19 protein-coding genes and 1 tRNA gene are annotated in these 22,331 nt (G+C 46.3%); all 20 read left to right on the forward strand.

Features of this window, described 5'->3' with window-relative positions:
- Window positions 1–282: 282 nt before the first annotated feature.
- Window positions 283–1,494 carry a PilT/PilU family type 4a pilus ATPase gene (locus B5J93_RS08790; RefSeq protein ID WP_079326050.1) on the forward strand — a complete coding sequence of 404 codons (1,212 nt, stop codon included), beginning with the start codon at window positions 283–285 and terminating at the stop codon, window positions 1,492–1,494.
- Between the two features lie 180 nt (window positions 1,495–1,674).
- Window positions 1,675–2,184, forward strand: a complete 510-nt coding sequence (gene nuoE / locus B5J93_RS08795) for an NADH-quinone oxidoreductase subunit NuoE (RefSeq protein ID WP_079326051.1) — start codon at window positions 1,675–1,677, stop codon at window positions 2,182–2,184.
- The gene (gene nuoF / locus B5J93_RS08800) at window positions 2,181–3,599 is read left to right on the forward strand and encodes an NADH-quinone oxidoreductase subunit NuoF (protein ID WP_079326052.1); all 1,419 of its coding nucleotides are present in this window, start codon (window positions 2,181–2,183) and stop codon (window positions 3,597–3,599) included. The genes nuoE and nuoF overlap by 4 nt, the downstream gene beginning before the upstream one ends.
- Before the next feature lies 1 nt (window position 3,600).
- The gene (gene nuoG / locus B5J93_RS08805; RefSeq protein ID WP_079326053.1) at window positions 3,601–6,711 is read left to right on the forward strand and encodes an NADH-quinone oxidoreductase subunit NuoG; all 3,111 of its coding nucleotides are present in this window, start codon (window positions 3,601–3,603) and stop codon (window positions 6,709–6,711) included.
- A complete protein-coding gene (gene nuoH, locus B5J93_RS08810) occupies window positions 6,712–7,740 on the forward strand; it encodes an NADH-quinone oxidoreductase subunit NuoH (protein ID WP_078273084.1) in 1,029 nt (342 codons plus the stop codon).
- Entirely contained in the window at window positions 7,741–8,289 is a 549-nt protein-coding gene (nuoI, locus tag B5J93_RS08815; protein WP_029102048.1) for an NADH-quinone oxidoreductase subunit NuoI, read from the forward strand. It begins immediately after the preceding gene.
- Complete coding sequence (gene nuoJ, locus B5J93_RS08820; RefSeq protein WP_079326054.1) at window positions 8,286–8,912, forward strand: NADH-quinone oxidoreductase subunit J; 627 nt, start codon at window positions 8,286–8,288, stop codon at window positions 8,910–8,912. The genes nuoI and nuoJ overlap by 4 nt, the downstream gene beginning before the upstream one ends.
- Entirely contained in the window at window positions 8,909–9,259 is a 351-nt protein-coding gene (nuoK, locus tag B5J93_RS08825; protein WP_079326055.1) for an NADH-quinone oxidoreductase subunit NuoK, read from the forward strand. The genes nuoJ and nuoK overlap by 4 nt, the downstream gene beginning before the upstream one ends.
- Before the next feature lie 6 nt (window positions 9,260–9,265).
- Window positions 9,266–11,122, forward strand: coding sequence for an NADH-quinone oxidoreductase subunit L (gene nuoL, locus B5J93_RS08830; protein ID WP_079326056.1), 1,857 nt, complete (start codon window positions 9,266–9,268; stop codon window positions 11,120–11,122).
- A 1-nt stretch (window position 11,123) separates the two neighbouring features.
- A complete protein-coding gene (gene nuoM, locus B5J93_RS08835) occupies window positions 11,124–12,818 on the forward strand; it encodes an NADH-quinone oxidoreductase subunit M (protein WP_079326057.1) in 1,695 nt (564 codons plus the stop codon).
- Window positions 12,818–14,299 (forward strand): NADH-quinone oxidoreductase subunit N, encoded by a 1,482-nt coding sequence (locus tag B5J93_RS08840; protein WP_079326058.1) that lies wholly within the window; start codon window positions 12,818–12,820, stop codon window positions 14,297–14,299. Before nuoM ends, B5J93_RS08840 begins: the two co-directional genes overlap by 1 nt.
- A gap of 103 nt (window positions 14,300–14,402) precedes the next feature.
- Window positions 14,403–15,203 (forward strand): ferredoxin--NADP reductase, encoded by an 801-nt coding sequence (locus tag B5J93_RS08845; RefSeq protein WP_079326059.1) that lies wholly within the window; start codon window positions 14,403–14,405, stop codon window positions 15,201–15,203.
- A 347-nt stretch (window positions 15,204–15,550) separates the two neighbouring features.
- On the forward strand, window positions 15,551–16,072 hold the full coding sequence (locus B5J93_RS08850; protein WP_143823521.1) for a DUF1345 domain-containing protein: 522 nt from the start codon (window positions 15,551–15,553) through the stop codon (window positions 16,070–16,072).
- Between the two features lie 25 nt (window positions 16,073–16,097).
- Complete coding sequence (gene pncA, locus B5J93_RS08855; protein WP_079326061.1) at window positions 16,098–16,712, forward strand: bifunctional nicotinamidase/pyrazinamidase; 615 nt, start codon at window positions 16,098–16,100, stop codon at window positions 16,710–16,712.
- 95 nt (window positions 16,713–16,807) lie between these two features.
- Window positions 16,808–16,892 (forward strand) — tRNA-Leu (locus tag B5J93_RS08860).
- A 453-nt stretch (window positions 16,893–17,345) separates the two neighbouring features.
- On the forward strand, window positions 17,346–18,746 hold the full coding sequence (gene rimO / locus B5J93_RS08865) for a 30S ribosomal protein S12 methylthiotransferase RimO (protein WP_228144911.1): 1,401 nt from the start codon (window positions 17,346–17,348) through the stop codon (window positions 18,744–18,746).
- A 141-nt stretch (window positions 18,747–18,887) separates the two neighbouring features.
- Window positions 18,888–20,522 carry a CTP synthase gene (locus B5J93_RS08870; protein WP_079326073.1) on the forward strand — a complete coding sequence of 545 codons (1,635 nt, stop codon included), beginning with the start codon at window positions 18,888–18,890 and terminating at the stop codon, window positions 20,520–20,522.
- Between the two features lie 69 nt (window positions 20,523–20,591).
- On the forward strand, window positions 20,592–20,828 hold the full coding sequence (locus tag B5J93_RS08875) for a hypothetical protein (protein ID WP_079326063.1): 237 nt from the start codon (window positions 20,592–20,594) through the stop codon (window positions 20,826–20,828).
- A complete protein-coding gene (locus B5J93_RS08880; protein WP_158080722.1) occupies window positions 20,815–21,234 on the forward strand; it encodes a PIN domain-containing protein in 420 nt (139 codons plus the stop codon). The genes B5J93_RS08875 and B5J93_RS08880 overlap by 14 nt, the downstream gene beginning before the upstream one ends.
- Window positions 21,231–22,097 (forward strand): 3-deoxy-8-phosphooctulonate synthase, encoded by an 867-nt coding sequence (gene kdsA, locus B5J93_RS08885; protein WP_051225757.1) that lies wholly within the window; start codon window positions 21,231–21,233, stop codon window positions 22,095–22,097. Before B5J93_RS08880 ends, kdsA begins: the two co-directional genes overlap by 4 nt.
- Window positions 22,098–22,331: the final 234 nt, after the last annotated feature.

Consider the following 22,331-nt stretch of genomic DNA (forward strand, 5'->3'; position numbering starts at 1 on the left):
AAAGGTGCGTAACACGCACCCTTAAAATCCTAAAGTTAAAAATTAATTCAATGTTTGATTTTTGATTGAAAAATTATCAAAATTAAATAAATGGCGTGTAGGTTGGGTTGAGCTTTGCAAAACCCAACAAAATTAAGGTCTGATTTTGATAATATTGGATTTCACTATCGTTCAACCCAATTTACAGATTGTGGTAATTTTTAAGTTTAGTAGGTATAGATAATTGTTTAATTTCTTATCAAAAAATTAAACACCCAAAATTTAATTAACAAAGAGAGTTTTATGAGTTCACATCATATTTCTGAAGAAACCTTGGTTGCCTTTGCTGAAGAGACGCTCAATGAGGCTAAGACCATCATGTATAATATGCTGACCAAAGTTGTTGAGATTGGGGCATCGGATTTATTTATCACGGCAGAATTTCCGCCGAGCGTCAAACACCAAGGCTTGATGAAACCGCTTGGCAAGCAGGTATTAAGTGCCGACAAAACCAAACTGTTTGCATACAGTATCATGAATGACTATCAGCGTGATGAATTTGAACGTGAAATGGAATGTAACTTTGCCATTAACGTGCCAAATGTGAGTCGTTTTCGTGTCAATGTCTTTATCCAACAGCAACAGGTTGGTATGGTGATTCGTACCATTGCGGCTGAGATTCCAAACTTTGACAAATTAAGATTACCGCCCCAACTGCGTGATGTCATCATGGAAAAACGTGGTTTGGTGCTGGTCGTGGGCGGTACGGGGTCTGGTAAGTCCACAAGTTTGGCGGCGATGATTGACTATCGCAACGAAAACTCGGCAGGGCATATCATCACGGTGGAAGACCCTGTGGAATATGTGCATAAGCACAAAAAATCGATGATTACGCACCGTGAGGTTGGCGTGGATACGCATTCTTGGCACCACGCCTTAAAAAACACCCTAAGACAAGCCCCCGATGTGATTTTGATTGGGGAAATTCGTGATACTGAGACAATGGAGCATGCCATTGCCTTTGCCGAGACGGGGCATTTGTGCCTAGGCACGCTCCACGCCAACAACGCCAACCAAACGCTTGACCGCATCATTAACTTCTTCCCAGAAGAGCGTCGCCAACAGCTACTTATGGATTTGTCCAGCAATATGAAAGCGATTATTTCCCAACGCCTAATCCGTACCGAAGACGGCAAAGGGCGGCGGGCGGCGGTGGAGATCATGCTCAACACCCGCCTTGTGGCAGATTTGATTTTAAAGGGTGAAATGCACGAGTTAAAAGCGATTATGACAAAAAGCCGTGAAGTGGGTATGCAGACCTTTGACCAAGCGTTGTTTGACCTATATGATGAAGGGGCTATCTCATATGATGAAGCGATTCGTAATGCCGACTCGCCTAATGAGCTACGCTTACAAATCAAACTCAAAGGTACTCGCCGTGATGGACAAAATGAAATGGCAAGCTCATTATCACTTCACACTGATGCCGAAGAGGCTGATGATAAAAAGGAGTGATTAAGGAAGAAGTATGGATATCTTGCCCTATTTTGAAAATATTGATGAGTAAAAATAGGGTGTATATCATACATCAAAAAATTTAAACCAACCATTTGTTAAACTGATAAAATTAAGTTAGTTTTATCAATTTAATAAATAAAACCAAAACCGCAAGCTGACGCTAGCACAGGTAACTTTATGAAAATAGTAACCGACAAAACCCCCAAAGTGGACATTCACGCCATTTTAACGCCCCAAGAAATTGACGGCATTCATCATCACATTCATCACTACCCACAACCGAGGGCGGCGGTGCTTGATGCCTTAAAACTCGTCCAAAAACGTAACGGCTGGGTGGACGATGCCCAAGTCCACGCCATAGCCCATATGCTGTCTATGCCTGTGGCGGACGTGGAGGGTGTGGCGACATTTTTTAACCGCATTTATCGTATGCCAGTCGGTCGCCATGTGATTTTGATTTGTGATTCTATCGCTTGCTATCTAAACGACTATGAGGCATTGGCGGATGCTTTTAAGCGTGAGCTTGGCATTAATTATGGGCAAACCACAAAGGACGGTCGCTTTACCCTACTTCCCATTTGCTGTCTTGGCAACTGCGACAAGGGGGCGAGCGTGCTGATTGATGAGGATACTTATGGACCGGTGTTGCCGTCTGAGGTCGGTCTATTGTTGGAGCAATACGCATGAATAAACCAAATGTCGCCGAGCAAATCAATGCTCGTAAAAATGGACTTGCCCCAAGCCAATTAAACCGCCAAAAAACCCCGATTTGGGGTGTGGGCTTGGCAGAAGGTGAAGCCCCCACTTCCTTAACGCACCCTTTGACTTGGCGACTGTATCATCACGATGCGGTGCTAAACCTTGCCGAGTATGAAGCCTTAGACGGCTTTAAAGGCTTAAAAAACGCATTGGCAAAAACCCCCAAAGAAGTCGGCGAAATGATTAAAACCGCCAATGTGCGTGGGCGGGGCGGTGCAGGCTTTAACGCAGGCTTAAAGTGGACATTTATGACTCCGCCTGACGGTGGCGTGCGGTATTTGATTTGTAATGCCGATGAAATGGAACCCGGCACCTTTAAAGACCGCCTTTTGATGGAGCGGTTGCCTTTTCAGCTCATTGAAGGAATGCTGATTACTGCTTATGCGATTGGGGCGAGCGTTGGCTATATCTTTATCCGTGGCGAATATATTTTGGCGGCACAAAGATTGCAAAAAGCGGTGGACGAATGTATTGCCAACAACCTTTTGGGCGAGAATATCTTGGGCACAGATTTTAAATTTGACCTACACATTCACACAGGGGCAGGGCGGTATATTTGTGGCGAAGAGACGGCACTCATTAACTGCTTGGAAGGTCGCCGTGCCAACCCCCGCACCAAACCGCCATTTCCCCAAGTATCAGGGGCGTGGGGTCGTCCTACTGTGGTGAATAATGTAGAAACGCTTAACAATATGTCCGCCATTTTGTTAAATGGCGTGGAGTGGTATTTGGATCTACCCAAGAAAAAAGGCAAATCTGAAACCCCTGGTACAAAGATTATGGGGTGTAGCGGTCGGGTTAAGGACGCAGGATTGTGGGAATTGCCCTTTGGTTATACCGCAAGGGAAATCATTGAACTGGCGGGCGGTATGCAGGACGGCTTGACCTTAAAGGCGTGGCTTCCAGGGGGAGCGAGTACCGACTTTTTGACGGCAAGCGATGAGCACCTTGACCTTGTCATGGATTTTGACCCGATTATGAAGGCAGGAAGTCGCCTTGGGACGTGTCTGATGATGGTGGTGGACGAAACGCAGGATATGGTTAGCCTTTCCAAAAATTTACAAAAATTCTTTCAAAGAGAATCGTGCGGTTGGTGTACGCCTTGCCGTGATGGTTTGCCGTGGGGCGTAAAAATCCTTGATGCGATGGAAAGCGGACAAGGGCAAGCGGACGACATTGACAAACTGTCCGAGCTGACACGAGATTTGTGGCTTGGCAAGACTTTTTGTGCTCATGCCCCAGGGGCGATGGAGCCACTCATGAGTGCGTTACGCTATTTCCGTCATGAATTTGAGGCAAAAGTGGGCAAATCAGAGCCACAAGACAACAAGGTGGGGGCATAACATGGCAATCCTTCATATAGACGGCAAAACCTATGACGTGGACGGCTCGGACAACCTATTACAGGCGTGTCTGTCGCTTGGCATTGATGTGCCATATTTTTGTTATCACCCTGCACTTGGCTCGGTGGGGTCGTGCCGTCAATGTGCGGTTAAGCAGTACAATAACGAAGACGATTATAAGGCAGGGCGTGGACGGCTGGTGATGAGCTGTATGGTCGCCCCAACCAATGATATGTACATTTCGGTGGACGATGCCGAGGCAAAGGCATTTCGCAAAAGCATTGTGGAATACTTGATGACCAATCATCCCCACGATTGCCCCACTTGCGAAGAAGGCGGTCATTGTCATTTGCAAGACATGACCTACATGAGCGGACACCGAAAACGCCGTTACCGCTTTACCAAACGCACGCACCACAACCAAGATTTAGGGGCGTTTATCAATCATGAGATGAACCGCTGTATCGCTTGCTATCGCTGTGTACGCTTTTATAAGGATTACGCAGGTGGCACGGATTTTGGGGTGTATGCGTCAAATAACCGTGTCTATTTTGGGCGTGAAGAAAGCGGACAATTAGAGAGCGAATTTAGTGGTAACTTGACCGAAGTTTGCCCGACTGGCGTATTTACCGACAAAACGCACTCAGACCGCTACAACCGTAAATGGGACATGCAATACGCCCCAAGCATTTGTCATGGCTGTTCAAGTGGTTGCAATATCTCGGCAGGCGAGCGTTATGGCGAGCTTAGACGTATTGAAAACCGCTATAATCATGATGTAAACGGTTATTTTTTGTGCGACCGTGGGCGTTTTGGCTATGGCTATGTCAATCGTAGCGATCGCCCAACCCAGCCTGTGCAAAATGTAAACGGACAATTTGTCAAAACCAGTGCAAGCCTTGCGGTCGATAGCGTGGCGGACTTATTAAAAGGCAAAAACGTCATTGGTATTGGCTCGGCTCGGGCAAGTTTGGAGAGTAATTTTGCCCTAAAAAAACTGGTCGGAGCAGACAATTACAGCACAGGCGAGCGAGCGGTCGTTAAAGACGTGGTGGATTTGGGCGTGGCGCTGTTACGCCACAAAGACGTGCATAATGTGTCTTTGGCAGAGATTGAGACGGCGGATAGTGTGTTTGTGTTGGGTGAGGATTTGACCCAAACGGCAAGCCGTGTCGCCTTGTCGGTGCGTCAAGCGTCCAAAAACAAAGCCCGCCAAATGGCAACCGCCCTAAAAACCGAGCATTGGCTTGCTGAGCCTGTCAAGCGTATCGGGCAAGAGGCGTACAGTCCCATTTATGTGGCGAGCGTGGTAGATACCAAGCTGTCCGACATCGCCAAAGTGTCTGCCGTTGCCACGCCAAACGACATCGCCAAACTGGGCTTTATGGTGGGCGACATTATCAAGGGCTATGCCGATACACTAGATGAGATTGGCAAAAGTGAGAACGTCATTTTTGCCAAAGAACAAGAGCCAAATCTTGTGATAGATGAGAACATGGCAATGGAGTTCTTGGCTCATCATATCGCTTATGATTTGATTATGGCGAACCGTCCACTTGTCATCACAGGCACCAGCTTGTCATCAAAAGCAATCGTGCAAGCGACAGGCTATATTGCCCAAACCTTGACCGCCAAACGTGCCAAAATCGCCCATGTGGAACGTGAATTTGTGGAAGTGCAAAACGCCAAAATCCGTGATGAAGTGGCTCGTCAATTCATTGACCCTGATAAAGATGCCAAAACGGACGGCACACACACCACAGAGCGAGACCCCAATGAGTTTGAAAAAGAACTCTCATCTCGCTTATTAAAAATAAATGCTCTATATGCCGACAAAACAGGCGTGTACGTTGCCATGCCAGAGGCGAACAGCGTAGGCGTAAACTTGCTTGGCGGACAAGCGATAGAGGAGATTTTGGCAAAAGAATTTGATGCGGTGGTGGTGCTAGAACATGACTTAGCCAACCTTGCCCCAAGCCAATTTGACAAATTGACCGAAAAAACGCTCATCGTGCTAGACCACCAGTCTTATGACTGGCACACCAAAGCCGACATGGTGCTATCTGGTGCGTCATTTGCAGAAAGCGACGGTACGCTGGTGTCTGCCGAAGGGCGAGCAGGGCGGTTTTTTGCCAGTTTTGACAAAAAATATTATGAGCCAAACAGCGAGCTAAAAGACAGCTGGCGTTGGCTACAAGCTGTCGCTAACGCCTTGATTGGCACCAGTTTGACAAATGGCAATGATGAGCCAACATGGTATCATCTTGATGATGTCATTGATGAGCTTATCACCGATTATCCACACCTTGCCCAAATCAAAGACGTTGCCCCCGAGTCGGATTATCGCATTACAGGGCTAAAAGTCGCCCGTGAGCCACGCCGTTATTCGGGGCGGACGGTGTTACGCTCGCCCATTTCTATCCACGAACCCATGCAACCTAAGGATAAGGACAGCGGTTTGACTTTCTCCATGGAAGGCTATGTGGGCGATAAGACTGACCCAAGCCTTATCCCATTTGCGTGGAGTGCAGGCTGGAACTCTCCCCAAGCATGGAATAAGCTCCAAGAAAAAGTGGGCGGACGGCTAAAAGGCGGAGATGTCGGCATTCGTCTGTTTGATAACTTGCCAAAAGTGGAGACGGTATTTGACAAAGCCGAGATTGACAGCATGATAAGCACGAGCATTTTTGACGGTCGTGCGGTCGTTGTTCCTGTACACAATCTATTTGCAAGCTCACGCATGGCAAGCCGTAGCCCTGTGGTGGCAAGTCAAATCAAGCCTGCCACATGGACAATCAGCGATGATGATGCCAAGCGTTGGATTATCAAGGCAGGCGATAAGCTAACCCTTAGCCAATATGGGATAGAGATTACCCTGCCTGTGGACGTGGTGGACTATGTGGCGGACGGCTGTATCGGCTATCCTGACGGGCTTGTGCCGTTTATGGTCGGTGTGCCGACAACCGTCAAAAAGGCAGAGACCGACACGCCTGTCTATGTGCCTGAATATCAAAAAAGCGTGGCAAATTTGGCAACCATCAAGCGTGAAAATATCTTTACGCCAAAAGCTGGGTTTAATAACGCACCGTTAGCAATGCAAGTGGGGGCATAAATGAGTATTCGTGTGATTCCTGATGTGCCGTCATGGCTTGGCGGTTTGTCCTTTGAGTGGTGGTCGCTTATTTTTATGACCGCCCAGACCTTGATTATCTTTTTGGGGCTTGTCATCACGGCAGCACTCATGATTGTCTATGAACGGCGTATGCTTGCCCTGTGGCAAGACCGCTATGGTCCAAATAGGGTCGGTTGGCAAGGGTCGCTACAACTGGTGGCGGATATGCTAAAAATCTTTTTTAAAGAAGACTGGACGCCCAATTTTGCCGACAAACGCCTGTTTACGCTCGCCCCTGCCATTGCCATGTTTACCGCTTTGGCAAGTTTTGCCATTATTCCGCTATCGCCCACGCTTGGGGCGGCGGATTGGAACATTGGCATTTTGTTCTTTTTTGCCATGGCAGGGCTTGCTGTGTATGCCGTTATGTTTGGCGGTTGGGCAAGTGCCAATAAGTTCTCGCTGCTTGGCGGTTTGCGTTCGGCGGCTCAGACGATTAGCTATGAGGTGTTTTTGGGCTTGTCGCTAATGGGCGTGGTGGCGATGGCAGGCTCGTTTAATTTGCGTGAGATTGTAGAAGCTCAAACAACCGTCTGGAACGTCATTCCGCAGTTTTTGGGCTTTTTGACCTTTGTGGTGGCAGGCGTGGCGGTTACGCACAGACACCCCTTTGACCAACCAGAAGCCGAGCAAGAGCTTGCCGAGGGTTATCATGTGGAATACTCAGGCATGAAATTTGGTATGTTTTTTATTGGCGAATATGTCAATGTCGTGGTGATTAGTGCCTTGATGACCTGCTTGTTTTTTGGGGGCTGGCTTGCTCCTTTTAACCTAGATCTACCCTTTGTTCCGCCTGTGTTTTGGTTTTTGATTAAGACCTTGTTTTTTATGACCTTATTTGTGTTGGCTCGTGGCTCGCTCATGCGTCCACGCTATGACCAAGTGATGAATTTTGGTTGGAAAGTGTGTTTGCCTGTAACCTTGCTAAACCTTTTGATGACTGCTTTTGTGATTTTGATGGTGAATTAAATGTTTGCAACTTTAAAAAATACGGCGGTGGGCATTTTTACCATTGTACGCTCTATGTGGATGGTAAATTCTCATGCCTTGCGTCCACGAGACACGATTTTGTACCCCGAACAGCCTGTACCTGTACCACCCCGTTTTCGTGGGCGAATTGTACTAACAAGAGACCCTGACGGCGATGAGCGCTGTGTGGCCTGCAACCTATGCGCGGTGGCGTGTCCTGTGGGCTGTATTAGCCTACAAAAGGCGGAGCGTGAAGACGGTCGTTGGTATCCTGAATTTTTTCGTATCAATTTTAGCCGTTGTGTGTTTTGTGGTATGTGTGAAGAAGCCTGTCCGACTACCGCCATTCAGCTAACTCCTGATTTTGAATTGGGCGAATACAACCGCCAAAATCTTGTCTATGAAAAAGAGCATTTGCTGATTAGTGGCGTGGGCAAATACCCAGAATATAACTATTATCGAGTAACAGGCATGGCAACAGACGATAAGCCCAAAGGGTCGCACGAGCGTGAAGCAGAGCCTGTCAATGTACGGAGTTTGTTGCCATGATTGATGTGTTAAAGGCGTTTTTGGCAAATGGCGATGCGGTGGGCTTTTATGCCTTGTCGCTGGTGGCGATTTGGGCAAGCCTAAGGGTGGTTACGCACGCCAATCCCGTCCATGCCATTTTATCCATGATAGTGAGCCTGCTGGCGGTGGCGGGGATTTTCTTTATCATCGGAGCTCCATTTGCAGGCGTGCTTGAAATGATTGTCTATGCTGGGGCGATTTTGGTCTTATTTGTGTTTGTCATTATGATGTTAAACTTAGGCACGGATACGACAGAAGAAAAGACGTGGCTGACTGCCAATGCGTGGGCAACCCCGTTTTGTATGACGCTCATCATCGGTGGCGTGCTTGTTGGGTTTTTGACCGCAGGGGATAGCACTATGTTACAAGATAACACCATTGGCGTAAAGGACGTGGGCATCAGCCTATTTACCCAATATGTCTTGCTTGTGGAAGTGGCAGGATTTTTATTGCTTGGGGCGTTGGTGGCGGCGTATCATTTGGGTAAAAAAGCCCTAGATGATGAAAACGTGAGTCATTATCAAGATGACCCAGACAATGATGCACCAAACCGCCAGCCTGATGCACCTGTATTTAGCCAACAACAAGGGGGTAAATCATGAGTTCCTTACAAACGGCAACCCAAACGGCAGAGCTTTCCAGTCTTGGCGTGCCTGCTCATCATGCCTTGATTGTCTCGGCGATACTCTTTGCTATTGGCTTGGTTGGGGTCATGGCAAGACGAAATGTGCTGTTTATGCTTATGAGTTTAGAGATTATGATGAACTCCGCTGCCCTTGCCTTTGTGGTGGGGGGTAATATGTGGGGCAAGGCAGACGGGCAGATTATGTTTATTTTTGTCTTGACGCTGGCGGCAGCCGAAGCAGCGATAGGGCTTGCCATACTGTTGCAGTTTTATCATCGGTTTAGAAGCCTTGATGTCAATCATGCCAGTAAGTTAAAGGGGTAGGGCGGTATGAATTTGTTAGCATTGACCTTTATTTTCCCCTTGATTGGCTTTTTGATATTAGCCACAGGGCGAAATAGAATTTCAGAAAAACTTGCCACGATAATCGGCGTGGGAGTCATGGGTTTGTCCGCCTTGACCACGGCAGTTGTGGGCATAGATTATCTGGCAAACAGCAGTGATAAGACGGTATTTACGACACTGTGGACGTGGTTTTCGGTGGGCGGTTTTGCCCCAAAATTTGGCTTGGCATTGGACGGTTTGTCCTTGACCATGACCGCCATCATCACAGGCGTGGGCTTTTTGATTCATCTGTTTGCCAGTTGGTATATGAAAGGCGAGACAGGATATGCCCGTTTTTTTAGTTATCTAAATCTATTTGTGGCAAGTATGTTATTGCTTGTACAAGCGGATAACTTACTCCTACTCTATCTGGGTTGGGAAGGCGTGGGTATCTGCTCATACCTACTTATCGGTTTTTATTATCACAACCGAGCCAATGGACGGGCCGCTATCAAGGCATTTACCGTAACCCGTGTTGGCGATGTGTTTTTGGCGATTGGGCTGTTTTTGTTGTTTGTGGTGTTTGGTACGCTTGACATGACCACCATCAATGCCAAAGCCGACAGCATGTTCGCTGTCAATGATCCCATGCTTATGCTTATCGTGGCAATGCTTATCGGTGGGGCGTTTGGTAAATCGGCTCAAATTCCACTGCACACTTGGCTTGCCGATGCGATGGCGGGCCCCACGCCTGTGTCGGCTCTGATTCACGCGGCTACCATGGTAACGGCAGGGGTATATCTGATTGCCCGTATGCACCCTGTCTTTATGCTGACCCCTGATGTGCTATTGTATGTGGTCGGTGGCGTGGGGGCGTTGTCTATGCTGGTGGCGGGATTTTGTGCGTTGGCACAGACCGACATCAAGCGTGTGCTTGCTTACTCTACCATGAGTCAGCTTGGATATATGTTCATCGCTTTGGGCGTTGGGGCGTGGCAAGTGGCGATTTTTCACTTGATGACGCACGCATTTTTTAAAGCGTTGTTATTCCTAGCCAGTGGAGCGGTGATTATCTCAACACACCATGAGCAAAACATCTTTAAGATGGGTGGTCTGCGTAAAAAAATCCCCCTTGTGTTTTGGTCGTTTGTCGTTGGTGGTGGGGCGTTGGTTGCCTTGCCTTTTGTAACGGTTGGCTTTTATTCAAAAGAAGCGATTTTGTGGGAAACTTATGCCACAGGACACATGAGTCTGTTTTGGGCAGGCGTGTTTGGGGCGTTTTTGACGGCTGTTTATACTTTTCGTTTGATTTATCTTGTGTTCTTTGGACAAGAAAAAACGCATGGCGAGAAGTTGTCTGGTGTCAGCTATGCCTTGCCTTTGGTGGTGCTACTGGTGCTATCGACAGGGATTGGGGCGTGGATTCATCCGCCTTTGGCAAATGTCTTGCCAGCGAGCGTGGGTAGTACCCTTACAGACGGCAAGCACACCGCCGAGATTATCGCTGTGGGCGTAACCGCACTTGGCTTGGCGTTGGCGTACTTTTTGTATGTGCTTGACAAGGGTAAGATTTTGACAAAATGGACAAATTCTGCCTTTGGTGGGGCGTGTACTTATTGGTGCTATCACGGACTGGGTTTTGACGCTCTTTATGACCTTGTGTTTGTCAAGCCGTTTTTGGCAATTTGCAAATTCTTAAAGGGCGACCCTGTGGACAAACTTTGGAATATCTTGCCTTTTGGGGTCAAACTTGGCAACAAGCTGTTGGTAAAAACCCAAACAGGGCGACTTGGCACACACGCTGTGAGCTTTGGCGTGGGGCTTGCGTTTATTTTGGTATTGGCAGTAATGATGGTGAAATAACATGACAGAACAAAATTGGCTTTTGCCGACATTGATTGCCATTCCTTTTGTGACAGGCTTTTTGTGTTGGCTCATTGAAAAAATGGACAATCATTTGCCCAGATGGGTGGCACTCATCGGCACGATACTTACCTTTGGGCTGTCTTTGCTGTTGTGGCAACAAGGGGGCTTTAACGTGCAAATTGCCACCGACGAAGCGGTTAATGCTCAAAATTTACCATGGGCGGCGGAGTTCATCTTGCCGTGGATTGATGTCTTTGGCATACAGTTTCATTTGGCGGTTGATGGCTTATCCTTACTCATGGTGGCTTTGACGGCATTTTTAGGGATTATGGCGGTGGGCTGTTCGTGGGGTGAGATTACCCGCCGAGTGGGCTTTTTCCATCTTAACCTACTGTGGTCATTGGGCGGTGTGATTGGTGTTTTTATGGCGGTGGATTTGTTCCTGTTCTTTTTCTTTTGGGAACTTATGCTACTGCCCATTTACTTTTTGATTGCCCTATGGGGGCATAACGCCACAAATGGCAAAACCAAAGAATATGTCGCCACCAAGTTTTTTATTTATACCCAAGCGTCTGGGTTGATTATGCTCATCGGTATTTTTATGTTGGTGCTGGTGAATTTTTCTCAAACAGGCGTGCTGACATTTTCTTACCAAGAGCTACTGGGGGTTAATCTAGGCAGATGGGAATACGCCATCATGCTGTGCTTTTTTGTGGGCTTTGCGGTCAAATTGCCCGTTTTCCCATTGCACGGCTGGCTACCTGATGCCCACGCCCAAGCCCCAACGGCAGGTTCGGTGGACTTGGCAGGGATTTTGATTAAGACGGCGGCGTATGGTTTATTGCGTTTTGTGTTGCCATTATTTCCGACAGCGTCTGCCGAATTTGCCCCTGTGGCGATTACGTTAGCAACCATTGGGATTTTTTATGGGGCGTTTGTCGCCTTTGCCCAGACCGACATCAAACGCCTGCTTGCCTATACCAGTATCTCGCACATGGGCTTTGTCCTGCTTGCCATTTATGCTGGCAATATCATCTCGCTACAGGGCTTGATGGTGCAAATGCTCGCTCACGGTTTATCTAGCGCGGCACTGTTCATCATGGCGGGTCAGCTGTATGAGCGTCTGCATACGCGCGATCTGAACCTGATGGGCGGTATGTGGGGTCAATTTCGTTATTTTGCTCCACTGCTCATGTTCTTTTGTGCGGCGCTTTTGGGTATCCCCGGCACGGGCAACTTTATCGGTGAAATTTTGATTTTAATCGGTTCATTTAATCAGTATCCTGTGATTGTGATGCTTGCCACGGTCAGTCTTGTGCTTGGTGGGCTGTATTCATTGATTTTGATTTATCAAACTTTATTTGGTAAAAATACCGCCCCCGAGCTTGCAACTGCCAAAGGCGGTAAGTTAAAGGATTTGGGTAAGCGTGAAGTTGGCCTACTTGTTATTTTGGCAAGTGGCTTGGTGTGGATGGGTCTATATCCACAGCCTGTGTTAAATGCGTCAAATTCTGCCATGAGTTTTATCACGTCATCTTATACACATGGGGTAACTGCCATACAAAAACCCTTGCCTGCCCCCGTCATTGAACGTCTAGAACAGCAGGGTGTGAACATGGGTCGTGATGAGAGTCATGCAGGCGATGAAGAGACGCCTTTTGCGCACCTTATTGAGCAGACAGGAGAACACTAATGCAATATTCATTCATGGCTTTATTGTCGTCCTTTGCTCCGATGGTGGCGGTGGCAATCACTGCGTTGGTGGTCATGCTTGCCATTGCCTTTAAGCGGTCGCATTTTTGGTCGGCGACCCTAAGTGTGGTTGGTCTTAATATCGCATTACTTTGCTTGGGCTTGCAGGCGTTTGATAAGTGGGTGGTGGATTATGTGGTCAATCCATTATTTGTTATAGATGGCTTTGCCCAGTTTAATATGGCGGTGGTGCTTATCACGGCACTGGGGTCATGCACGCTGGCGTATGGCTATTTTGAAACGCTAAAAGACAACAAAGATGAGCTGTATCTGCTCATTCTCATCGCCACGCTTGGGGCGATGCTGATGACATCTGCCACGCACTTGGCGTCATTTTTTATGTCGCTAGAACTGTTGTCGGTGCCGATGTATGGCATGCTTGCCTATACTTTCTTACGCTCTCGCTCGCTAGAAGCTGGCTTAAAATATCTTATCTTGTCCGCCACAGCGTCCGCCATACTACTGATGGGTATGGCATTTATCTTTGCCGATACAGGCGTACTGACGTTTGGTGGGCTGTTTGATGTGATGATGAATCGCACGTACCTATCGCCACTTTTGGTGGTGGGGGCGGTGATGATGCTCGTGGCGGTGGCGTTTAAACTGTCTGTTGCTCCGTTTCATTCGTGGGCGGGTGATGTCTATGAAGGGGCTCCTGCTCCGATAACGGCATTTTTGGCGAGCGTGAGTAAAGTGGCGATGATGGCACTTGCCATTCGCTTTTTCACCACGTCTGCCGTGCCACTTTTGCCATCTTTTGAGTCGGCATTGGTGGTGATGATAGTGCTTTCGGTGGTGGCAGGTAACGTACTTGCCATCAGTCAGACGAACCTAAAACGACTGTTTGCCTACTCATCAATCGCCCACATGGGTTATGCCTTGACAACACTGTTGTCGGTGGGCAAGGGCAGTACGGGCGTGATTAGTGTGTACATGGCGATCTATGCCTTGACCAGTTTGGGGGCGTTTGGGGTGATTGCCTTGATGTCAAGTCCATACAAAGAGCGTGGGCATACGTCGGTCAGTGGTGAGGCAGATGACATGCGATTCTATCAAGGGCTGTTTTGGCGTCGCCCTGTACTAACGGCGGTGCTAACGATGATGCTCCTGTCCATGGCAGGCATTCCCTTGACAGCAGGGTTTATCACTAAGATTAACGTCATCTTTACCGCCGTGCAGGGCATGCAGTTTGTCCTAGCAGGGGCGATTATCCTAGGCAGTGCCATCGGTTTGTATTACTATCTAAAAGTACTGGTGGGACTGTACCAAAAACCCAAAGCCAACCTAGAATTTGACGCTCACGGACAATGGGGTATCAAGGCAGGTGGGGTCATGCTGTTATTGATAACCGCCTTGATAGTACTGCTCGGTGTCTTGCCAAACGGGCTGTTACAGTTGGCACAGTTTGCAGTGGTGGGGTAAAACTGCCAAACCGCAAGTCTTGCAAACAAGCACAAATGATGAGTTTGTGCTTGTTTTTTTGTGTCAATGATTTACAATAGACAAATTTAAAAAGAGAAAAACCATGTCCGACCAACACGCCACGCCCATTACCGTACTTACCAAGACCGTCTGGTCGCCCACGCTGTTTAGCTTTACCACGACACGTCCTGACGGCTTTCGTTTTGATGCAGGGCAATTTGCACGGCTTGGGGTTAATCCAAACGAACTAAAACACACCAAAAACGCCCCCGATGAGCGGATTTTTCGGGCCTATTCGGTGGTGTCTAGCCCGTATGATGAGATGTTGGAATTTTTTAGCGTGGTGGTGCCAGACGGGGCGTTTACCAGTCAATTACAGCATTTGGACGTGGGTGATACGCTCTATCTGAACCCCGAGCCGTTTGGTTTTTTGACCCTTGCCCGCTATCAAGAACCTGCTCCAAAGGATTTGTGGCTACTTGCCACAGGCACAGGACTTGCTCCGTTTTTGTCCATGCTTGGCGATTTGATGACTTGGCAAAATTATGATGACATCGTGCTGGTATACAGCTCTCGCACTCATGCCGAGCTTGCTTATGTGGGTAAAATCAATGAGTTAAACCAAACCTTTGCCGAGCTAGTAGAAAGCCCTGCCAAACTACATTTTGTGCCGATTGTTACTCGTGAGACGGTGGATGGCTGTCTAAATCAGCGTATCCCTGCCTTGATAGACACAGGCGAGCTTGAACGCCATGTGGGGCTTACCTTGAATGCCGATACGTCCCATGTGCTACTATGTGGCAATCCTGACATGGTGGACGACACCAAAAACGCCCTCAAAAACAAAGGCTTAACCATGAACCGTCGTGGCGTGGGTAATATTGCGGTGGAGAATTATTGGTAACTCTGCTTGATGTAGTTTGGCGTTATGACTGATGATTTTGATAAATCAAGTCATGGGTTTGGTATAATTTTTGTAGTTAAATAAGTGCAAAATAAATTAGCCAACAAAGATATGTTATAATCCTTAATTTTTATTAAGAATTATGGTTAATTTACCAAATAACCGATTTAAAAAAGACACAGTTTTATATAAAGTTTATGACTTTTTTAGAGATAACATCAATTTATTCATCTCACTCTTTGTGGCGATTTTGGTTTATGTCTCTTTATCCGATGTGCGTTTTTTAAAAAGGTTTGTCGCCAGTATTAACATTGAGACGGTTTATTTATTGGCGTGGGACAGTTTTTTTGATTACCTATTTATTATTGGTGGTGCGAATGTTTTTATGCACCGACCAAGAAAAAATCCAAGAACGAGCTCACGAACAGTACGAAAGAAAAGGCACCATGCTTGTGCTGATTTTAATCACGTCAATTATCAGCATGATTGCAATCATCAATGAAATGCGAATCAGTGCCCAATTTGACGGTTGGTTATCCACCTTGCACGTTTCTATCACGTTTGCCACATTGATAGCGTCTTGGTTATTTATTCATACGCTGTTCGCATTATATTATGCTCACGGTTATTATGATAAGGCTCATGATGATAAATATCCGCTGGATTTTCCTTATGAAAATGAGCCTGATTATTGGGATTTTTGGTATTTTGCCTTAGGCATAGGGGCGACAGGCAGTGTCTCAGACATTTCTTTCACCAGTAAAAAATTACGCCGTGTTGGCACATATCACATTGTATTGTCATTTTTCTTTAATACGGCGGTGTTATCGTTGGTCATGGAAATGATGGGTTCGCTTGTGTCGCCATGATGAATTTATTTTTCAAGGAAAGTTTATGAAAGCCCTACTTGTCGTAGATATGCAAAATGGTTTTATCGGTGGCAATCTGGCGGTGGCAAATTCTGCCAAGATTATCCCAACGGTCAATTGGCTTATTGAGAAGTTTGATACCGTGATTTTGACCCAAGATTATCACCCTGCCGACCACATTTCATTTTACCAAAATCATGACGGCAAAGCCTCGTTTGACACGATAGAGCTACCTTATGGTACGCAGGTTCTGTGGAACGCTCACTGTGTGCAAGGCACATCAGACGCTGATTTTCATGCTGATTTGCAAGCCGATAAAGCCGAACTCATCATTCGCAAAGGCTATCATCGCCACATAGACAGCTATTCGGCATTTATGGAAGCCGATAGGGCGACCAAAACAGGGCTGTCGGGCTATTTGCGTGAGCGGGGCATAGACAGTGTGTATGTGGTGGGCATTGCGACCGATTTTTGTGTGGCGTGGACGGCGATAGATGCCGTAGCGTTTGGGTTTGATTGTACGGTCATCACGGACGCCACCGCCCCGATAAATATAAATGGCTCGCTGGATAAGGCAATGGCGGACATGACAGAAGTTGGGGTGAAATTTGTCAATTCAAAAGATATTTTAAATCAATGACTTATAAACTTTTTAAAATTTTTAGCAAAAAATACTTGCCAAATTTTAAAAGTCGTATATAATACGCCACATCAGGACGAAAGTTGATGAAATCTGGGGTCGTGGCGAAATTGGTAGACGCACTGGATTTAGGTTCCAGCGGGGCGACCCGTGAGAGTTCGAGTCTCTCCGACCCCACCATATATAAAAACCTGCTGTTAAGGCGGGTTTTTTGCTATGTAAATTTTGAAATTTTAAAATAGGGTGCATGGCAATTTATCTCTATATGATTGATTTTATATTATATTTTATAAAGAATTTTAAAATTGCCACAAATTTATGATGTGTGGGTGTAGGGACTGGCTTTGCACGTCCAATGAACATCACATCATCAAGGGTATGTTCAACACACCCCTACAAACCCTGTGGTAAATATTAAGTCCATTAGGTGTATATGATAAAGGTAAAATCATTTGCCCAAAATTCATCCCTACCTAAACCCACCCCCAATCAGCCAAGTTTATCCTTAGCCAAAATACCATGACTGTTCAAACCTTTAATCCTAAAAATCAAAATCCCAATCCTAGCGAAGTTGGTTATCACCACAAAGCCAATCACAACCAAAACCGCACCCTAGAAGAGTCGGCAAGTTTGATGCAGATTGCTAAGCCTAGTGGTGATTTATCCAGTGAGATTATCAAAACGCCCAAAGTAGGGTTTGTTTCCTTAGGTTGCCCCAAGGCACTTGTGGACAGTGAGCGGATTATTACCGAGCTGACTCGTGAGGGCTACCAAGTCGCCAAAGATTATGACGGGGCGGATTTGGTGGTGGTAAACACTTGCGGATTTATCGAATCTGCCGTCCAAGAAAGCCTTGATGCCATTGGCGAGGCAATTACCAAAAACGGCAAAGTCATCGTAACGGGCTGTCTGGGTAAAGATGCCGAAAAAATCCGCACCATGCACCCTGCCGTACTGGCAGTAACGGGGGCTCATGCCTATGATGAAGTGGTCAAAGCGGTAACGCACTATGTGCCAAAACCTACCAAATCCAAGACTTATGACCCCAAAATAGACCTGATTAATGACGCAGGCGTGAAGCTGACCCCTGCTCATTATGCCTATGTCAAAATCAGTGAAGGCTGTAATCATCGCTGTACTTTTTGTATCATTCCGTCCTTGCGTGGCGATTTGGTCTCTCGCAGCATTGACAGCGTGATGAATGAAGCGGTTGCCCTAAAAAAAGCAGGGGTTAAAGAGCTACTTATCATCAGCCAAGACACGTCCGCTTATGGCGTGGATTTAAAATATAAAATGGCATTTTGGCAAGGCGAACCTATCCGCACCAAGTTTTTTGATATGTGCCAAGCCTTAGCAAGGCTTGGCATTTGGGTGCGTTTGCATTATGTGTATCCTTATCCGCACGTGGATAATGTGGTGCAAATCATGGCGGATAGCATGCAGGCGAGTGGTGGCAAAGGCGGGCTTTTGCCGTATCTTGACATTCCGTTTCAGCATGCAAGCCCCAGTGTATTAAAGGCAATGAAACGTCCTGCCATGAGCGAAAATACCCTAGAACGCCTTGCCAAATGGCGGGAGATTTGCCCCCAGATTGTCATTCGTTCTACTTTTGTGGTGGGCTTTCCAGGGGAGACCGAAGAAGATTTTGAATACCTGCTTGACTGGCTTAAAAAAGCACGCCTTGACCGTGTGGGCTGTTTTACTTATTCAGAAATTGACGGAGCGGTGGCGAACGACTTGCCAAACCCTGTGCCAGAGTCTGTTAAGCAAGAGCGTTACGAGCGTTTTATGGCGGTGGCTCAGCAAATCAGCGAAGAAAAGCTCCAAGAAAAAGTCGGGCAAATGTTGGTGGTGTTGGTGGATGAGATTGATATGGAAGAGAATATCGCCATTTGCCGTAGCTATGCCGATGCCCCTGAGATTGATGGTCATGTCTATGTGGATAATATTGATGAGGCGGTAAAAGTTGGTGAATTTTTAACCGTTACCATTGATGAAGCCAGTGAATATGATTTGTTTGCCAGTTTTAAGTAATGCTCTAAAAAGACTTGAACCTATCAAGTCTTTTTTGTTTTGGGTATTTTTCACAAAAATTTTTGGGATTTTGCCATTGCCCCCTATATTTTTTTGGCAATTTTTAGTAAAATTCTCTTTTACCAATAATTGATGAGTGTCATGACTAAATTTATTTTTGTAACAGGTGGTGTGGTTTCCTCACTCGGTAAGGGCATTGCCGCCGCTTCTTTGGCTTCTGTGTTAGAAGCCCGTGGTCTTAAAGTTACCATGACCAAAATGGACCCTTATATCAACGTGGACCCTGGCACGATGAGTCCGTTTGAGCATGGTGAAGTGTTCGTTACCGAAGATGGGGCAGAGACCGACCTTGATTTGGGCTATTACGAGCGTTTTTTAAGACATTCTAAAATGTCTCGTGCAAATAACTTCACATCGGGGCGTATTTATCAAACGGTGCTTGCCAAAGAACGCCGTGGCGACTATCTTGGCAAAACGGTGCAAGTCGTTCCGCACATCACAGACGAGATTCAAAGCCGTATTTTGGCGTCAGGCGAGGGTCATGACGTTGCCATGATTGAGATTGGTGGCACGGTGGGCGACATTGAGAGCTTGCCCTTTATGGAAGCGGTGCGACAGCTTATGGTAAAACTTGGGCGTGAAAATACCATGCTCATGCACTTGACTCTACTGCCTTATATCTCGTCCGCCAGCGAACTTAAAACCAAGCCCACTCAGCATTCTGTCAAAGAGCTACTGTCCATTGGCATTCAGCCTGATATTTTGGTGTGCCGTACCGAGCATGACGTGGATGATGACACCAAGCGTAAGATTGCCATGTTCACCAACGTCCCTGAGCGTGCGGTGGCGGTGTGCAAGGATGCTCGCAGTATTTATGAGATTCCACGCACTTTTTATGAGCAAAATTTGGACGATTTGGTGTGCGAGCGTTTTGGCTTTAATCAGCCCGAAGCCGATTTGTCCGATTGGGATAAGGTCATTGACGGACTGTTTAACGCTCAAGGCGAGATTGTCGTGGCAATGGTTGGTAAATATGTGGAGTTGCCCGATGCTTATAAATCGGTCAATGAAGCCCTATTGCACGCAGGCATTCACAACAAAACCCGTGTAAAAATTCACTACATCGACGCCGAAAAGCTAGAAACTCAAGATGCCCTTATGGACGAGCTAAAAGCCTGCCATGCTATCTTGGTACCAGGCGGATTTGGCGAGCGTGGCACCCAAGGCAAGATGAAAGCAATCCGCTATGCCCGCGAAAATGGTGTGCCGTTTTTGGGCATTTGTTTGGGTATGCAGCTCGCTGTCATTGAATTTGCTCGCAATGTGCTTGGGCTTGAAGCCAACTCTACCGAGTTTGACCGCAAAACCGCCAATCCGATTATTGGTCTGATTACCGAATGGTTTGATGAAAAAGGCGAACTACAAATTCGCTCAGATGACAGCGATTTGGGTGGTACGATGCGATTGGGCAAACAAGAAGCTCATCTGGTGGCGGACTCTCGCCTTGCCAAGATTTATGGGGCAGGCACCATTTTTGAGCGTCATCGTCATCGCTATGAGATGAATAACCGTTACATTGAACCGCTTGAAGTACAAGGGCTAAAAATCTCGGGCTACTCCGCCAAACAAAATCTTGTGGAGACGGTGGAGCTTGACAATCACCCCTTCTTTGTGGCGGTGCAATATCACCCAGAGTTTACAAGCTCGCCCCGTGGCGGACACCCACTCTTTAATGCCTTTATTCATTCGGCAGTTGCATTGCAAAATGGCAAATAAAGCATTACAATAAAATAAATGGGGCGGTTTTCGCCCTGTTTATTCATTGGGAAGATAAAAGGGGATAAGATGATTGAAATTATGGTTACAGACATCGCCAAATATGACATGGTGCAAATTCTACAAAAGGCAGTACAAGGCGAGCAGGTGATATTAAAGCATGACAATGTGGCGGTTAGTTTAACACCAAATAAGCCACAAGCTGATGAAAGACAATTGGCATTTGATGAATTTTTTGCCAAAATGAAAGGCAAATTGCCAGCCAATTATGAGTTTAATAGAGATGAATTATATGACCGTCCATAATCGCTATTTTATGGATAGTAATATTTTATTATATTCTATTGGTGATGATGACAAACAGCCCATTGCAGAAAAATTATCACGCAATCCTAATGCCGTGATTAGCACCCAAGTATTAAATGAATTTTGTAATGTGGTTTTTCGTAAAAAACTCATGACAGATGATGAATTATTATCATCAATACGATTTTTTAAAAAGTATTTTACCATTATTGACTTAAATAGCGATTTGGCGGTTGATGCTTTGCACATCAAAAAGCGTTATCAATATTCTTATTGGGACAGTTTGATTATTGCAACTGCTCTATACGCAAACACACCCATTTTATATTCCGAAGATATGCACCACAATCATATCATTGAAAACAAACTTACCATTATCAATCCATTTTATAAGGAAAACCCATGACATTAACCGCCAAATCTACCATTGAATTATCATCACAATCAGGCGATATAAAGATTGCCAATGAGTTGCCATTTGTGTTATTCGGTGGTATGAATGTGTTAGAAAGCCGAGAATTGGCATTTGAGATTGCCGAGAGCTATATTGAGATTTGCAAAAAGCTAGATATTGGCTATGTATTTAAAGCAAGTTTTGATAAAGCCAACCGTTCTAGCTTACATTCATTTCGGGGGCCTAGCCTAGATACGGGGCTGACGTGGCTAAACGACATCAAAGAAAAATACGGCGTGCCAATCATTACAGACGTACACGAACCATACCAAGCATCCCCTGTGGCAAAGGTGGCGGACGTACTACAAATCCCTGCGTTTCTCTCTCGTCAGACTGACCTTGTGAGTGCCATTGCTCGCACGGGGGCGGTGATTAACATCAAAAAAGCCCAATTCCTTGCTCCGCATGAGATGCGACACATCATTAACAAATGCCTAGAAGCAGGTAATGATAACATCATCTTGTGTGAGCGTGGCACGTCTTTTGGGTATAACAACCTTGTGGTGGACATGCTCGGCTTTGACACGATGAAGGCGATGAACGTACCGGTGTTTTTTGATGTAACGCACGCCCTGCAAGAGCCAGGGGCGAGAGCGGACAGTGCAGGCGGTCGCCGTAGCCAGATTACGACCTTGGCAAGGGCAGGTATGGCAACAGGATTGGCAGGGCTGTTCTTAGAAGCTCACCCTGACCCTGATAAAGCCAAGTGCGACGGTCCTTGTGCGTTGCGACTGTCGCAATTAGAACCGTTTTTACGTCAATTAAAAGAAATTGATAATTTGGTAAAAGGGTTTGAAAAATTAGACACGCATTGATTTTTATGGCAAGGACGGTTTATTCTTGCCATTTTTAATGGTTGTAAAATAATTATAGTCATTTAACTTCAAAACATATCAATTGCAATAAGGTGCGTATTACGCACCTTACCATATAACCAATGAATTTTTTAAAATTTAGCATTGGTAGAGATTGGGTCTAATTTATTATAAAGTGTGGGTGTGTGCAATTTACCACTTAAATTTTAATTTAACTGGTGTGTATTCGCAAAC

Source organism: Moraxella equi (assembly GCF_002027555.1).
GTDB classification, from domain to species: domain Bacteria; phylum Pseudomonadota; class Gammaproteobacteria; order Pseudomonadales; family Moraxellaceae; genus Moraxella; species Moraxella equi.

Bases quoted from the DNA above. Each gene is read 5' to 3' on its own strand.
- nuoL (WP_079326056.1), top strand. From the start codon at position 9,266: ATGAATTTGTTAGCATTGACCTTTATTTTCCCCTTGATTGGCTTTTTG.
- B5J93_RS08840 (WP_079326058.1), top strand. From the start codon at position 12,818: ATGCAATATTCATTCATGGCTTTATTGTCGTCCTTTGCTCCGATGGTG.
- nuoE (WP_079326051.1), top strand. From the start codon at position 1,675: ATGAAAATAGTAACCGACAAAACCCCCAAAGTGGACATTCACGCCATT.
- nuoI (WP_029102048.1), top strand. From the start codon at position 7,741: ATGTTTGCAACTTTAAAAAATACGGCGGTGGGCATTTTTACCATTGTA.
- nuoK (WP_079326055.1), top strand. From the start codon at position 8,909: ATGAGTTCCTTACAAACGGCAACCCAAACGGCAGAGCTTTCCAGTCTT.
- nuoH (WP_078273084.1), top strand. From the start codon at position 6,712: ATGAGTATTCGTGTGATTCCTGATGTGCCGTCATGGCTTGGCGGTTTG.
- nuoM (WP_079326057.1), top strand. From the start codon at position 11,124: ATGACAGAACAAAATTGGCTTTTGCCGACATTGATTGCCATTCCTTTT.
- nuoJ (WP_079326054.1), top strand. From the start codon at position 8,286: ATGATTGATGTGTTAAAGGCGTTTTTGGCAAATGGCGATGCGGTGGGC.
- pncA (WP_079326061.1), top strand. From the start codon at position 16,098: ATGAAAGCCCTACTTGTCGTAGATATGCAAAATGGTTTTATCGGTGGC.
- rimO (WP_228144911.1), top strand. From the start codon at position 17,346: ATGCAGATTGCTAAGCCTAGTGGTGATTTATCCAGTGAGATTATCAAA.
- nuoG (WP_079326053.1), top strand. From the start codon at position 3,601: ATGGCAATCCTTCATATAGACGGCAAAACCTATGACGTGGACGGCTCG.
- B5J93_RS08790 (WP_079326050.1), top strand. From the start codon at position 283: ATGAGTTCACATCATATTTCTGAAGAAACCTTGGTTGCCTTTGCTGAA.
- B5J93_RS08875 (WP_079326063.1), top strand. From the start codon at position 20,592: ATGATTGAAATTATGGTTACAGACATCGCCAAATATGACATGGTGCAA.
- kdsA (WP_051225757.1), top strand. From the start codon at position 21,231: ATGACATTAACCGCCAAATCTACCATTGAATTATCATCACAATCAGGC.
- B5J93_RS08870 (WP_079326073.1), top strand. From the start codon at position 18,888: ATGACTAAATTTATTTTTGTAACAGGTGGTGTGGTTTCCTCACTCGGT.
- nuoF (WP_079326052.1), top strand. From the start codon at position 2,181: ATGAATAAACCAAATGTCGCCGAGCAAATCAATGCTCGTAAAAATGGA.
- B5J93_RS08880 (WP_158080722.1), top strand. From the start codon at position 20,815: ATGACCGTCCATAATCGCTATTTTATGGATAGTAATATTTTATTATAT.
- B5J93_RS08845 (WP_079326059.1), top strand. From the start codon at position 14,403: ATGTCCGACCAACACGCCACGCCCATTACCGTACTTACCAAGACCGTC.